Genomic DNA, 13,979 nt, shown 5'->3' on the forward strand with positions numbered 1-13,979 from the left:
TGGGGAGAAAACATGTCGAATGAACAACAAAACAAAATTGTAGCTTTTCCTCTATTAAAAGAACGGTTGGTTGAAAAAGCTACAGAACATATGCAGCACAAGCAATTTCAAGAAGCACTTCCTTTATTTGAGCAGGCCTACGAACTTGATAATAAGCATCATGAAATTTTGCTTGGCCTTGTTATTTGTCACGTGGAGCTCGGTGATGCAGGCATAGCTAAGGAATTATGTGAGCAAATGCTGAAAGAAGATATTGGCGATTATTATCATAATTTGCAAATGTACCTCATGGTGTTAATTCAGCTTGGTCATTATCATGAAGGATATGTCACTCTACAAGCAGTTATTCAAGAACACAAACTCCCTTCTGAACATGCTGAACAGCTTTATCAGCTATTGGAGTTCTGCAAAAATAGAATGAATCAAGAACAAGTCATAGAAGAACAAACAGAAGAAGAACAGATAGAGCAGTTTAAATCATTCACAGTTCTAGACAATATTCAAGATCAGCTTGAATGGGTTCATTCATTAAAAACAAAGAGAATTGAAAAGCAGCGCTTCTTTCTGGAACAGCTATTTTCATCTGAAGCTATTCACCCTATCGTAAAAACAGTCGCTTTAAAAACAGTCATGGAAGAAGAAGTAGACATTGATTTTATGATTAGTAAGTTTGGAGAGACGAAAAAAGTAAATGCGCTTCAGCTTCAACGAACAACACCGTATTTGTTTGCCGAGCAAGTAGAAGCGCAGCTGACGGAAAAGCTGGAGCATGAAAATCCTACATTGCTGCAGGTTGCCGTTGAAATATGGCAGCGTCATTTATTTATAACATTTCCGTTTTTACCGGGTGATAATGTAAAACTTTGGACAGAAGCGGTGTATGCTGTTAGTCTGATGATGCAAGGAGAAGAGTCAGATGCAGCTGTAGCAGAGGAAGACGGAAGTTTCTCCGCAGCTGAATTATTAAAGGCAATTAAAGAGCTAAAAGAAATTGAAGAAATTTCTTTTATATAAAATGTGGTGTTTAGTTGAAACGTCATTGTTGTATGTTATAATATAATGGTTGTAAAATGCACTTAAATACGTATAGTAGAATTTCATCTTTACATTACATTCCTACTTACTTTAAAGTAGTAGGGAGTTAAATAGATAATGATTGAGGTTTGAACTGATAGGCTATCTGCATTATCTAATTTAGAAATCACTACTTAAAATGATTTTGGAGGGAAACATTCATGTCTGCAAAATGGGAAAAACAAGAAGGAAATCAAGGCGTTTTAACAGTAGAAGTTGAAGCTGCTGAGTTTGATAAAGCCTTAGATAAAGCATTCACAAAAGTTGTAAAACAAGTAAACGTACCAGGGTTCCGTAAAGGTAAAATGCCTCGTCCACTTTTCGAAAAACGTTTTGGCGTAGAATCTTTATACCAAGATGCACTAGACATCTTATTACCTGAAGCTTACAGCAATGCAATTGTTGAAGCTGGTATCGAGCCGGTTGATCGTCCGGAAATCGATGTTGAAACAATCGAAAAAGGACAACCTCTAGTTTTCACTGCTAAAGTAACTGTTAAGCCTGAAGTTAAATTAGGCGAATACAAAAACTTAGAAGTAGAAAAAGTAGATACAACTGTAACAGATGAAGACGTTGAAGCTGAATTAAAAACACTTCAAGAGCGTCACGCTGAACTAGTTGTTAAAGAAGAAGGAACAGTAGCTGAAGGCGATACAGCTGTAATCGACTTTGAAGGTTTCGTTGATGGCGAAGCATTTGAAGGCGGAAAAGGCGAAAACTATTCTTTAGAAATCGGTTCTAACACATTCATCCCTGGCTTTGAAGAGCAACTAGTTGGTCTTGAAGTAGGCGCTGAAAAAGAAGTGGAAGTAACATTCCCTGAAGAGTATCACGCTGAAGAGCTAGCTGGTAAAGCTGCTAAATTCCAAGTGAAATTACATGAAATCAAATCTAAAGAGCTTCCAGCTTTAGACGATGAGTTTGCAAAAGACGTAGATGAAGAAGTAGAAACTTTAGAAGCGTTAAAAGCAAAAACAAAAGAAAAATTACAAAGCGATAAAGAAAACCAAGCAGAATCAGCTCTTCGCGACACTTTAGTAGAAAAAGCTGCTGAAAATGCTGAAGTAGAAATTCCAGAAGCAATGTTCAACACTGAAATGGATCGTATGATGCAAGAGTTTGAACAACGTTTACAAATGCAAGGTCTTAACCTTGAACTTTACTTCCAATTCTCAGGTCAAGATGAAAAAGCTCTTCGCGACCAAATGCGTCCGGATGCTGAAAAGCGTGTGAAAATCAACTTAACGCTAGAAGCTATTTCAAAAGCTGAAAATCTTGAAGTAAGCGAAGAAGAAGTAGAAAAAGAATTAGAAAACATGGCAGGAATGTACAACATGCCTGTCGAAGAAATTAAGAAAGTGCTTGGCAGTCTTGATAGCATTAAAGAAGACATGAAAGTACGTAAAGCAGTTGAATTTCTTGTAGAAAACAGCAAAGCTGTTGCATAATAGTAAGTAAGAAACAAGGCGCGACTTGATCGTGCCTTGTTTTATAAACTTCAATAGTTTTTTTATATCATAACCAACACCGTAGAAGCAGCTTTAACCCATTGTTTGAAATCCGTGGTTATGAAATAGGCCCAATAAGAGGACACTATATAATAGCAGATCTCCATTCTGTTATGCTCATCAACAACATATACATAAAACGTTTTAGTATCTATTCAAGAAAATGTATGGTAAAATGCAATACAAATCTTTTCATAGCGCTTTTACTATGTGATAAAGAGGGGCATTTACCTACAAATAGATGAGTTGTTCATGTTGTTGGGCTATAGCGCGGATAGAAATCAGCTTCGAGCACTTTAGTAAATACTACAAGGGGTGAAAATTATGTTTAAATTTAACGATGAAAAAGGGCAGTTAAAATGCTCATTTTGTGGTAAAACACAAGAACAAGTACGCAAGTTAGTTGCGGGTCCAGGTGTTTACATATGCGATGAATGTATTGAACTTTGCACGGAAATCGTAGAAGAAGAGTTAGGTACAGAAGAAGAAGTAGAATTTAAAGATGTACCAAAACCAAAAGAAATTCGTGACATTTTAGATGAGTATGTAATTGGTCAAGAGGATGCGAAAAAATCGTTATCTGTTGCAGTATACAACCATTACAAACGAATCAATTCAAACAGTAAAATTGATGACGTTGAGTTATCAAAAAGTAATATTGCATTAATTGGACCTACAGGAAGCGGTAAAACTTTACTAGCTCAAACATTGGCTCGTATTTTAAACGTACCGTTTGCGATTGCAGATGCAACATCTCTAACAGAAGCGGGTTATGTAGGAGAAGATGTTGAAAACATCTTATTAAAATTAATTCAATCAGCTGATTACGATGTGGAGAAAGCTGAAAAAGGTATCATCTACATCGATGAAATTGATAAAGTAGCGCGTAAGTCTGAAAACCCATCTATTACACGTGATGTATCAGGTGAAGGTGTGCAGCAGGCTCTTCTTAAAATCTTAGAAGGTACTGTAGCAAGTGTTCCTCCTCAAGGTGGACGCAAACACCCTCATCAAGAATTTATTCAAATTGATACAACAAATATCTTATTTATTTGCGGTGGTGCGTTTGACGGAATCGAACCTATTATTAAGCGCCGTCTAGGTAAAAAAGTAATTGGTTTCGGTTCAGAAACAAAACAACAAGACTTTACAGAAAAAGAGTTACTAGCAAAAGTATTACCGGAAGATTTATTAAAATTTGGTTTAATTCCAGAGTTTATTGGTCGTTTACCGGTTACTGCTAGCTTAGTGCCTCTTGATGAAGAAGCGCTAGTTGAGATTTTAACAAAACCGAAAAATGCACTAGTGAAACAATATCAAAAAATGCTTGAACTTGATGACGTTGAACTTGAGTTCGAAGACGAGGCTTTAGTAGAAATTTCTAAAAAAGCAATCGAGCGTAAAACAGGTGCTCGTGGTCTACGTTCAATCATTGAAGGTATTATGTTAGATGTAATGTTTGATCTTCCTTCACGTGATGATATTACAAAATGTATTATCACAGGTGAAACAGTTCGTGATCAAGCGGCTCCTAAGTTCGTATTAGAAGACGGATCTACTATTCAAGAAGGCAGCAAAACATCAGCATAAAAAAAGCCGGGTACTCAATTTGAGTACCCGGCTTTTTTCTGTTGATGAAGGACAACTAAATTTTACTTTTTACTAGAATCTTGTTTATTCCTACTGCTGCAGGGAGATAATAACTGATAATTATCTTACTAAACTGCGCAGGAGGTTTATCTATGAACTGGACGAATATTGCCTTAATGGTCCAACTCTTTTTTGGTATCATCATTGGCTTATATTTTTGGAATTTATTACGCAATCAGCGTACGCAAAAAGTCTCAATTGACCGGGATTCAAAGAAAGAAATGGAGCAACTGCAGAAGATGAGAGCCATCTCTTTAACTGAGCCGCTTGCCGAACGTGTGAGGCCGTCTAGCTTCTCCGATATTGTCGGACAAGAAGATGGAATTCGGTCACTAAAGGCTGCCCTTTGCGGTCCTAATCCACAGCACGTTATTGTATACGGGCCGCCTGGAGTAGGAAAAACAGCAGCAGCACGTTTAGTGTTAGAAGAAGCAAAGAAAAATAAAAAATCACCTTTTAAACAAGCAGCTGTATTTGTAGAGTTAGATGCAACTACGGCGCGTTTTGATGAGCGAGGCATTGCAGATCCTTTAATTGGATCAGTGCATGACCCCATTTACCAAGGCGCAGGCGCTATGGGCCAAGCTGGAATTCCGCAGCCAAAACAAGGAGCAGTTACAGATGCACACGGGGGAATTTTATTTATTGATGAAATTGGAGAACTCCATCCTATTCAGATGAATAAGCTGTTAAAGGTTCTAGAAGATCGAAAAGTGTTTATGGAAAGCGCCTATTACAGCGAAGAAAATACACAAATTCCAACACATATTCACGATATTTTTCAAAATGGTTTACCAGCCGACTTTCGCTTGATTGGTGCGACGACTAGAACGCCTAATGAAATTCCGCCTGCCATTCGTTCCAGATGCGTAGAGGTATTTTTCCGTGAGCTTGATCGCGACGAAATTATTACAGTTGCAAAAAAAGCAGCAAATAAAGTCAGAATGGATATATCAGAAGAAGGTTTATCTCTGTTTTCTACATATGCACGCAATGGACGTGAAACGGTTAATATGATGCAAATTGCGGCTGGACTAGCGATATCAGAGGAACGAACGGACATTAAAAATGAAGATATTGAATGGATTGTTCATTCTAGTCAACTATCTCCAAGACACGATCCGAAAATTGCAGATGAGGAAAAAGTGGGGCTTATTAATGGATTAGCCGTGTACGGGCCCAACTCTGGAGCACTTTTAGAAATTGAGGTCAAAGCGATTCCTGCAAAAGAGAAAGGGAACATTATTATTACGGGTATCGTTGAAGAGGAAAGTATAGGGACTCAAGGGAAGTCTATTCGTCGTAAAAGTATGGCTAAAAGCTCAATTGAAAATGTCATAACGGTTCTTCGCTCAATGGATGTGCCAGCCGATGAGTATGATATCCACGTGAATTTTCCGGGAGGTGTGCCAATCGATGGACCTTCTGCTGGTATTGCTATGGCAACAGGGATCTACTCAGCAATTTATGAAGTCCCAATCAAACACACGGTAGCAATGACAGGAGAAATTGGTCTGCACGGCAACGTAAAGCCAATTGGCGGCGTAATTCCAAAAATCAAGGCAGCAAAACAAGCAGGCGTTCAGACGGTGATTGTGCCAAAAGAAAATATGAATGCAATGGTAGAAAAGGTAAAAGGTATCGATATTATTCCTGTCCATCATTTAACAGAGGTGTTTGAACAAGCACTATTGTCTGTACATGAGCATGTTGCACATTTGTCGGTAGATCCAGCTATTCCAAATAGAGAATCTAGCTAATTCTATCATGATAATTAAAAATTAATGGTCAGATGAATATTCATCGCCTTTTTCGCGTATAAAACCTTTATACACAGCCAACGAAAAAGGCGTTTTTTTATGAAAAGAGCTTAAAAAGATATATTTTGCCTTTTAATTCTTTCTCATGATACAATTAGTAATTACTATTGTTAGACAATGTGTATACAAATGAGATAAAATTGTTAAAAGAATTCACACTTTACATACTTTAATTGACGAGCATTGGAGGTGTTCATTGCATGGCAGAAAAAGAAAAATTGACAATGCCGCTACTGCCTTTACGAGGTTTGATCGTCTATCCGACAATGGTGCTTCATTTAGATGTTGGGCGAGACAAATCTGTGCAAGCATTAGAAAAAGCAATGATGGATGATCACTTAGTTTGTTTAGTATCACAAAAAGATATGGGTATCGATGAACCAACAAAAGAGGATTTATATAGAACCGGTACGTTGGCAAAAATTAAACAAATGCTAAAGCTGCCGAATGGAACGATGCGCGTCTTAGTAGAAGGACTAAATCGCGTAACCGTTACAGAATTTGAAGACAGCGAAGAATATTTTGTTGTACACGTGGAAAAGCAAAGTGAAGAACATCAGGTTGATGTAGAAGATAAAGCGCTGATGCGCACGCTTTTAGACTATTTCGAACAATACATAAAACTTTCCAAAAAGGTGTCCGTTGAAACTCTTTCAACCGTAAGTGACATTGAAGAACCAGGAAGATTAGCAGATATTGTAGCCTCTCATTTACCAATAAAAATTCAGCTTAAACAAGAAATTTTAGAAACAACTGAAGTGAAAGAAAGATTAAATACGATCATTTCTCATATTCAAGATGAGCAAGAAGTTTTGCAGCTGGAGAAAAAAATTGGACAGCGTGTAAAGAAATCAATGGAACGCACTCAGAAAGAGTATTATCTTCGTGAGCAAATGAAGGCGATTCAAAAAGAGCTTGGAGACAAAGAAGGAAAGACAGGAGAAGTAGCAACGCTTCGCGAAAAAATTGAAGCAAGTGGGATGACGGACCATGTCAAACAAGTGGCGTTTAAAGAATTGGATCGCTATGAAAAAATTCCTGCTACCTCCGCTGAAAGCTCAGTCATTCGAAATTATATCGAGTGGTTGATTGCGCTACCTTGGACAAACGAAACGGAAGATACGCTCAATATTCATAATGCTGAACAAGTGCTGAACGATGAGCACTATGGCCTTGAAAAAGTGAAGGAACGCGTATTAGAATATCTAGCCGTGCAGCAGTTGACAAAATCTCTTAAAGGCCCTATTTTATGTTTAGCAGGACCTCCTGGCGTAGGGAAAACATCCCTAGCCCGCTCAATTGCTACGTCTCTAGATCGTCATTTTGTACGAGTATCTCTAGGCGGTGTGAGAGATGAGTCAGAAATCCGCGGTCATCGTCGCACGTACGTGGGAGCTATGCCTGGACGCATTATTCAAGGAATGAAAAAAGCAGGAACGATTAACCCTGTATTTCTGCTTGATGAAATCGATAAAATGTCAAATGATTTCCGAGGAGACCCGTCTTCTGCTTTGTTAGAAGTATTGGATCCTGAACAAAATCATAATTTCAGCGATCACTATATAGAAGAAACGTATGATTTATCAAAAGTGATGTTCGTGGCTACAGCTAATAACTTAGCTACGATTCCGGGGCCGCTGCGCGATCGAATGGAAATTATTCAAATTGCTGGTTACACGGAGCTGGAAAAGCTTGAAATCGCGAAGCGTCACCTATTGCTGCGCCAGCTAGAAAATCACGGATTGCAAAAGGGCAATTTGCAGATTCGCGATGACGCCTTAACAGCAATCATACGTTTATATACGAGAGAAGCTGGTGTTCGTAACCTTGAACGCGAAATTGCTTCCATTTGTCGAAAAGCAGCTCGTATCGTAGTCTCTGGTGAGAAAAAGCGCGTGGTGGTGACGGCCAAAACGCTTGAAGAATTCCTTGGTAAGCCTAGGTTCCGCTACGGACAGGCTGAGACGGAAGATCAAGTTGGCGTTGCTACAGGTCTTGCTTACACAACTGTAGGAGGAGACACGCTGGCCATTGAAGTAAGCTTATCCCCTGGTAAAGGAAGACTAGTGCTAACCGGAAAGCTTGGAGACGTGATGAAAGAATCAGCTCAGGCGGCATTTAGCTACGTGCGTTCAAATGCAGAGAAACTAGGAATTGATGAGAAGTTTTATGAAAAACATGATATTCATATCCATGTTCCAGAAGGAGCTGTACCAAAGGATGGACCTTCTGCAGGAATTACCATTGCCACTGCTCTAGTATCAGCACTAACGGGTAAACCAGTGCGTAGAGAAGTAGGAATGACAGGAGAAATTACACTAAGAGGTCGCGTATTACCAATCGGTGGTTTAAAAGAAAAGTCACTTAGTGCACACCGTGCCGGATTAACTAAAATATTAATCCCTCACGATAATGAACGTGATATTGAAGATATCCCTGACAGTGTACAAGAGGAATTAGACATCGTTCTTGTGTCACATGTGGACCAAGTATTGGAACATGCGCTAGTAGGAGAGGTAAAATGAAAGTAACTCAAGCCGATATTGTTATCAGTGCTGTACGCCCTGAACAATATCCTAAAGAAAACCTGCCAGAATTTGCGTTAGCAGGCCGTTCAAATGTAGGAAAATCATCTTTTATTAATAAGATGCTCAATCGCAAAAGCTTAGCGCGTACGTCGTCTAAGCCTGGAAAAACTCAAACGCTTAACTTCTTTTTAATTAATGAAATCCTTCACTTTGTAGACGTACCTGGCTACGGATTTGCAAAAGTGTCTAAAAAAGAGCGTGAAGCATGGGGGAAAATGATTGAAACGTATTTAACAAATCGTGAGCAGCTTAAAGCTGTGTTAATGATTGTTGATCTACGCCATGCTCCTTCAAAGGATGACGTTATGATGTATGAGTTTTTGAAGCACCATGACCTTCCCGTTATGGTTATTGCGACGAAAGCCGATAAAATTCCTAAAGGAAAATGGCAGAAGCACTTAAAAGTAGTGAGAGAAACGCTGGATTTAGATCCAAATGATGAATTAATTCATTTCTCATCTGAAACAGGTGAAGGAAAAGATAAAGCGTGGAAATCTTTGCAGTATCGCATGACTCACTAAACAAAGGAATAGGAGCTAAAAAAATGGAACGTTTATCATCACTCTACCAGGAAGTGAGTCAAACGTTCCATTTTTTTAACTTGTTTACATAGATTACTTTCGTTTGAAAAATAATAAATATAGCCCAACTAGTAACAATAAAATAGGCCAGAAGGTTGTTAAATAATTTACGCCGTCTTCAACTTTTGGCAAAAATAGTTTAAGACGGTCTGAAAACATCATTAAAATGGCAATAATTAAAAGGGTGCCGCCTTGGAAAAAGCCCGATTTGGCTTTTCTAGCACTGAGTAAAAAGCTAATGGCCACCATAAAAACGACCATGCTAATATTCGTAGGCCAAAAGGGAATTTGTTCACTTACATAGAAATGAATACCTAAAGTGATTAATATGTAACTTGCAAGCAAGTTTGAATGATCTTGAGATAAAGCAGACTCAGTTAACAGTGCCGCTCCTATTAAAATTAACAGTACAGGCCACGTGTATACCTTTGCTGCAATGCTCATATGTAGTTCATTCAGTAAGAAAAAGATTCCAAATCCAACTAGTAAGACACCAAAAAACATTGATTGCTTTTTCATAGTAACCTCCAGGTGTTTCAAAACAGAAAACGTGATAAAACGCTGCTTTTTTGATACAATTTATTACGGAATAACAGTTAATATCTTAACACATGTTTTCAAAGACTGTTCACATTTTTTTTTCGAATGACTTATAGAACATGTTATAATAGTTAGAGATAAGGCGAAGATTACATCTGTGTAATGTCCGCCGGTTTTTACGAATAGTAGAATGAAGAACGCCGGATTTTACGGGCAGTTATCTCACTGTAGCTCTTTGGAAATTTAGGGGTTACTGCCCGTCAAATTCGGATAAATAAGCACATTTCAATTATAGGGGGTATGTACAAATGCATATTATAGCAGTCGGCTTAAACTTTCGAACAGCCCCTGTTGAAATAAGAGAAAAGCTTAGTTTTAATGAGCAAGAACTAGCATCTGCCATGAAAACGTTAAGCGGCCAAAAAAGCATTTTGGAGAACATCATTGTTTCAACATGCAATCGTACGGAAATTTATGCTGTTGTTGATCAATTACACACGGGCCGTTATTATGTAAAAGCATTTTTAGCTGAATGGTTCGGAATAGATAAAGAAGAGTTTTCGCCTTATTTAACCATCTATGAAAATGATGGAGCCATCGAACACTTATACCGAGTAGCATGTGGATTAGATTCAATGGTGATTGGTGAAACACAAATTCTTGGACAAGTGCGTTCAAGCTTTTTGCTTGCTCAAGAAGAAGAAACAATTGGAACGGTTTTTAATCAGCTGTTTAAACAAGCTGTGACATTAGCCAAAAAAGCTCATCATGAAACAGAAATTGGTGCGAATGCAGTTTCTGTCAGCTACGCAGCCGTAGAGCTTGCTAAAAAGATTTTTGGAGACTTATCATCTAAACACGTATTGATTCTTGGTGCGGGAAAAATGGGTCAGCTGGCCGTGCAGAATTTATATGGCAGCGGAGCTAAAAAAGTAACGGTAGTGAATCGAACATTTGAAAAGGCACAGGAGCTAGCAAACCGTTTTTCTGGAGAAGCCAAACCATTTGCTGATCTTCAACATGCTTTAAGCGAAGCAGATATTTTAATTAGTTCAACAGGAGCTAATGACTATGTAGTAACGAAACGAATGATGAGTGAAGCAGAGCGTACGCGTAAAGGTCGTCCATTGTTTATGGTAGACATCGCCGTTCCGCGTGACTTAGATCCAGAACTAGATGAGCTAGAGACGGTCTTTTTATACGATATCGACGATTTAAACGGGATTGTAGAATCTAATTTGCAAGAGCGTCAAAAAGCTGCGGATGAAATTGAAATTATGCTTGAAGCTGAAATTGTTGCTTTCAAGTCTTGGCTTGGTACATTAGGCGTTGTACCTGTTATTTCTGCACTTCGTCAAAAAGCACTTACCATTCAAGCTGAAACGATGAAAAGCATTGATCGTAAGCTCCCAGATTTATCTGAGCGTGAGCGCAAAGTGTTAAATAAACATACAAAAAGTATAATTAATCAACTTCTTCGCGATCCAATTTTACACGCGAAAGAATTGGCTGGAGAGAAACATGCTGAAGAGTCTTTAGAGCTGTTCATGAAGATTTTTAATATTGAACAGGAAGTTGCTTTGCAAAAAGAAAAAGAAGAGCAGCTTCATACATCGATTACGTCTCATTCAGTAGCTTATCAGTCTTAAGTGAGGATTGAATAATGGTTGATATGGAATTAACCAGAATCTATGAATTGATTGTGATTTTATACGCGGTGAGCGTTTTATTATATTTTATTGATTTTGTACAAAATAACCGGAAGGCAAACTCGATAGCCTTCTGGTTACTTTCTATTGTATGGGTTTTGCAAACAGCCTTTTTAATTTTACGAATGTTTGAGACGGGAAGGTTTCCTATTCTTACTGTTTCTGAAGGGCTGTATTTTTACGCGTGGGTGTTAATTACTCTTTCACTTGTGATTAATCGCCTGTTCCGCGTTGATTTTATGGTGTTTTTTACAAATGTGATTGGTTTCTTAATTATGGCTATTCATACGTTTGCTCCACTTGAAACATACACGGCTGTCCAGTCGGAGCGCCTTGTGTCAGAATTATTAATCATCCATATTACCATGGCTATTTTATCTTACGGCGCTTTTTCAGTTTCTTTTGTTTTTTCTGCTCTGTATCTTGTTCAGTATAATTTATTGAAAAAGAAGAAATGGGGCAAGCGCTTGCTAAGAATTGAAGATTTAACAAAGCTAGATTACATGTCCTATGTATTAATTTTAATTGGTGTACCGCTGTTATTGCTTTCGTTAATCTTAGGAATCATATGGGCTTATATTAAATACGTAGATTTTCATTGGTACGATACAAAAGTGTTAGGTTCATTTTTAATGTTTGTTGCATACAGCGCTTACTTGTATGCTAGACTGCGTAGAGGTATTCAAGGAAAGGCAATCGCGATGTGGAATATTGGATTGTTCTTAGTCTTACTTATTAATTTCTTTTTATTTGGCAGTTTATCGAATTTTCACTTTTGGGGTTCGTAATTAGGAGGACAACATGCGAAAAATTATTGTCGGCTCTCGTCGAAGCAAACTTGCGTTAACACAGACCAAGTGGGTCATTGAACAGTTAAAAAAACAAGGTCTTCCTTTTGAGTTTGAAATTAAAGAAATGGTGACAAAAGGGGACAAAATTTTAAATGTAACGCTGTCCAAAGTAGGCGGTAAAGGTCTTTTTGTAAAAGAAATTGAACAAGCCATGTTAGATAAAGAAATTGATATGGCCGTTCATAGTATGAAAGATATGCCGGCTGTTTTGCCAGAAGGATTAACGATTGGATGTATTCCTTTACGAGAAGATCACCGTGATGCGCTTATTTCAAAAAATGGTGAGCGATTTGAGGAGCTGCCAAGCGGTGCTGTGATTGGGACAAGCAGCTTGCGTCGAGGGGCACAGCTTCTATCTATGCGTTCAGATATCGAAATTAAATGGATTCGAGGAAATATCGATACACGCCTAGAGAAATTAAAAAATGAAGATTACGATGCGATTATCTTGGCCGCTGCAGGACTATCTCGTATGGGCTGGTCGAGAGATACGGTCACTCAGTACCTAGAGCCGGAAATAAGTGTTCCTGCTGTAGGACAAGGAGCTTTAGCTATCGAATGCCGAGAAAATGACGATGAATTATTATCGCTTCTTCAAACTTTAAATCATGATGAAACGGCTCGTGCTGTTAGAGCTGAACGCGTATTTTTAAAACAGATGGAAGGCGGATGCCAAGTGCCGATTGCGGGATATGGGCGTATAGTAGACGGTGGAAATATTGAGCTAACGTCGCTAGTCGCATCTCCTGATGGCAAAACGATTTATAAAGAGCACATTACGGGAAAAGACCCCGTTGCTATCGGTTCAGAAGCTGCTAGTCGCTTAACATCTCAAGGAGCTAAGCTTTTAATTGACCGCGTAAAAGAGGAGCTGGACAAATAATGAGTCATGAGGCTCCTCTTTTTTTGAAAAAAGTTTTGATTACAAGAGAAGCGAAGCAGGCTCATTCATTTGCAGCACAGATTAAAAAGCTTGGAGGCATACCTTTAAGCTTACCAGTCCTCACGTTTGCACGTTCTAACAATGAAGAAGAAGTGGAAGATGTCCTGCTGTCGATTGACTGTTTTGATTGGATTGTTTTTACAAGTCAAAACGGCATTTCTTTTTTCTTTGAATGGCTAAAAGAGTTAAATATCAGTCGGAGTGCTTTAAAAAGATTAAAAGTGGCTGCGGTTGGAGAAAAAACCGCAAAATTGCTGGAAAAATACGATGTTAACGTGCAACTTGTTCCAAAAGAATACGTTGCCGAATCACTTCTTGAGTCGTTAAAAGCAAATGTGTTACATCACGAGCGAGTTCTCCTTGTACGAGGACAATTAGCCCGCTCTGTTTTAAAAGATGGGTTAAAAGAGTGTGAGGTAACGGATTTAGTTGTATATCAGACCATTCGAAATCAAGGCTCTGAACGCTTGGTTAAGCAACATTTAGAAACAGGAATTGATGCCATTACTTTTACAAGTTCTTCTACAGTGAGATTTTTTGTCGAGTCAGTTAAAGATATTCCGAATTGGCTTGAGCTTATAAATGAAACCAAAGTTGTTTGCATAGGTCCTATTACGAGTCAGACAGCGAGCGAATATGGAATTAAGCATCTTGTTCCTAACACATACACAATAAATGGTATGATAGATATGTTGGTTAGTTGTTTTGAATAATA

The 13,979-nt window shown here is 38.4% G+C and carries 11 protein-coding genes; 10 read left to right on the forward strand and 1 reads right to left on the reverse strand.

Features of this window, described 5'->3' with window-relative positions:
* Nucleotides 1-12 precede the first annotated feature (12 nt).
* From ACWATA_RS01090 to yihA, 6 genes are all read left to right on the forward strand, one after another.
* Complete coding sequence (locus tag ACWATA_RS01090; protein WP_155010563.1) at nt 13-1,014, forward strand: tetratricopeptide repeat protein; 1,002 nt, start codon at nt 13-15, stop codon at nt 1,012-1,014.
* A 221-nt stretch (nt 1,015-1,235) separates the two neighbouring features.
* Nucleotides 1,236-2,522 carry a trigger factor gene (tig, locus tag ACWATA_RS01095; protein WP_028411732.1) on the forward strand — a complete coding sequence of 429 codons (1,287 nt, stop codon included), beginning with the start codon at nt 1,236-1,238 and terminating at the stop codon, nt 2,520-2,522.
* A 384-nt stretch (nt 2,523-2,906) separates the two neighbouring features.
* Nucleotides 2,907-4,172 (forward strand): ATP-dependent protease ATP-binding subunit ClpX, encoded by a 1,266-nt coding sequence (clpX, locus tag ACWATA_RS01100; protein ID WP_013059367.1) that lies wholly within the window; start codon nt 2,907-2,909, stop codon nt 4,170-4,172.
* 152 nt (nt 4,173-4,324) lie between these two features.
* Nucleotides 4,325-5,992 carry an ATP-dependent protease LonB gene (lonB, locus tag ACWATA_RS01105; protein WP_028411731.1) on the forward strand — a complete coding sequence of 556 codons (1,668 nt, stop codon included), beginning with the start codon at nt 4,325-4,327 and terminating at the stop codon, nt 5,990-5,992.
* A gap of 260 nt (nt 5,993-6,252) precedes the next feature.
* On the forward strand, nt 6,253-8,577 hold the full coding sequence (gene lon / locus ACWATA_RS01110) for an endopeptidase La (protein ID WP_430079281.1): 2,325 nt from the start codon (nt 6,253-6,255) through the stop codon (nt 8,575-8,577).
* Nucleotides 8,574-9,161, forward strand: a complete 588-nt coding sequence (yihA, locus tag ACWATA_RS01115; protein WP_013059364.1) for a ribosome biogenesis GTP-binding protein YihA/YsxC — start codon at nt 8,574-8,576, stop codon at nt 9,159-9,161. Before lon ends, yihA begins: the two co-directional genes overlap by 4 nt.
* A gap of 93 nt (nt 9,162-9,254) precedes the next feature.
* Here yihA and ACWATA_RS01120 read toward each other — a convergent pair whose 3' ends face one another.
* On the reverse strand, nt 9,255-9,740 hold the full coding sequence (locus tag ACWATA_RS01120) for a LiaF transmembrane domain-containing protein (protein WP_013059363.1): 486 nt from the start codon (nt 9,738-9,740) through the stop codon (nt 9,255-9,257).
* A gap of 329 nt (nt 9,741-10,069) precedes the next feature.
* Here ACWATA_RS01120 and hemA point away from each other — a divergent pair, with 329 nt between their 5' ends.
* The 4 genes from hemA to ACWATA_RS01140 are packed head-to-tail and all read left to right on the forward strand — an operon-like array spanning nt 10,070 to nt 13,977.
* Entirely contained in the window at nt 10,070-11,410 is a 1,341-nt protein-coding gene (hemA, locus tag ACWATA_RS01125; protein WP_033579644.1) for a glutamyl-tRNA reductase, read from the forward strand.
* A 14-nt stretch (nt 11,411-11,424) separates the two neighbouring features.
* Entirely contained in the window at nt 11,425-12,258 is an 834-nt protein-coding gene (locus ACWATA_RS01130) for a cytochrome C assembly family protein (protein ID WP_013059361.1), read from the forward strand.
* A gap of 13 nt (nt 12,259-12,271) precedes the next feature.
* Complete coding sequence (gene hemC, locus ACWATA_RS01135) at nt 12,272-13,204, forward strand: hydroxymethylbilane synthase (protein WP_367076843.1); 933 nt, start codon at nt 12,272-12,274, stop codon at nt 13,202-13,204.
* Nucleotides 13,204-13,977, forward strand: coding sequence for a uroporphyrinogen-III synthase (locus ACWATA_RS01140; protein ID WP_257042153.1), 774 nt, complete (start codon nt 13,204-13,206; stop codon nt 13,975-13,977). Before hemC ends, ACWATA_RS01140 begins: the two co-directional genes overlap by 1 nt.
* The last annotated feature ends 2 nt before the right edge of the window (nt 13,978-13,979 follow it).

It is taken from the genome of Priestia sp. USM5, from assembly GCF_058323215.1.

Bases quoted from the DNA above. Each gene is read 5' to 3' on its own strand.
- ACWATA_RS01090 (WP_155010563.1), top strand. From the start codon at position 13: ATGTCGAATGAACAACAAAACAAAATTGTAGCTTTTCCTCTATTAAAA.
- tig (WP_028411732.1), top strand. From the start codon at position 1,236: ATGTCTGCAAAATGGGAAAAACAAGAAGGAAATCAAGGCGTTTTAACA.
- clpX (WP_013059367.1), top strand. From the start codon at position 2,907: ATGTTTAAATTTAACGATGAAAAAGGGCAGTTAAAATGCTCATTTTGT.
- lonB (WP_028411731.1), top strand. From the start codon at position 4,325: ATGAACTGGACGAATATTGCCTTAATGGTCCAACTCTTTTTTGGTATC.
- lon (WP_430079281.1), top strand. From the start codon at position 6,253: ATGGCAGAAAAAGAAAAATTGACAATGCCGCTACTGCCTTTACGAGGT.
- yihA (WP_013059364.1), top strand. From the start codon at position 8,574: ATGAAAGTAACTCAAGCCGATATTGTTATCAGTGCTGTACGCCCTGAA.
- ACWATA_RS01120 (WP_013059363.1), bottom strand. From the start codon at position 9,740: ATGAAAAAGCAATCAATGTTTTTTGGTGTCTTACTAGTTGGATTTGGA.
- hemA (WP_033579644.1), top strand. From the start codon at position 10,070: ATGCATATTATAGCAGTCGGCTTAAACTTTCGAACAGCCCCTGTTGAA.
- ACWATA_RS01130 (WP_013059361.1), top strand. From the start codon at position 11,425: ATGGTTGATATGGAATTAACCAGAATCTATGAATTGATTGTGATTTTA.
- hemC (WP_367076843.1), top strand. From the start codon at position 12,272: ATGCGAAAAATTATTGTCGGCTCTCGTCGAAGCAAACTTGCGTTAACA.
- ACWATA_RS01140 (WP_257042153.1), top strand. From the start codon at position 13,204: ATGAGTCATGAGGCTCCTCTTTTTTTGAAAAAAGTTTTGATTACAAGA.